2 protein-coding genes are annotated in these 393 nt (G+C 39.9%); both read left to right on the top strand.

Annotated features, from left to right (window positions below; all coding sequences use genetic code 11):
• A partial coding sequence (locus EXA13_RS16750; protein ID WP_238134110.1) for a ParD-like family protein occupies nucleotides 1-135 on the top strand: 135 nt, incomplete at its 5' end.
• Nucleotides 128-393: type II toxin-antitoxin system RelE/ParE family toxin (locus EXA13_RS16755; protein WP_238134109.1), on the top strand; the 266-nt coding region annotated here is incomplete at its 3' end. The genes EXA13_RS16750 and EXA13_RS16755, both read left to right, overlap by 8 nt.

The following is a 393-nucleotide window of genomic DNA, read 5'->3' on the forward strand; positions in this document are numbered from 1 at the left end:
CAAATTGAGCATTGGGCTAAAATCGGCGAAATGATGGAAGACAATCCAGATCTGCCTTATGAATTTGTGAGACAAGCCATTATTGCTAAAGCTGAAAAAGAAGCAGGTAAACTTGAGGCTTACAACTTTGGCTAAAATAACACAGGTTCTTCAGACTCCATCATTCAAAAAAACAGTCAAAAAACTGCACCAAAATCAAAAAGTGGATCTCGATAATGCCGTCAAAGCACTGATCGAGAACCCGCTTTTAGGCGAGCAGAAGAAAGGCGATTTATCCTTTCTTAGAGTCTATAAATTTAAGATGGTAAAACAATTGACTCTGCTCGGTTACAGCTACCAAGATGGCACCGTTACCCTCGAATTGATAGCGCTTGGTTCACACGAAAACTTCTA

The sequence above is a fragment of the Vibrio cincinnatiensis genome (assembly GCF_022113815.1).
Classification (GTDB): Bacteria; Pseudomonadota; Gammaproteobacteria; order Enterobacterales; family Vibrionaceae; genus Vibrio; species Vibrio cincinnatiensis_A.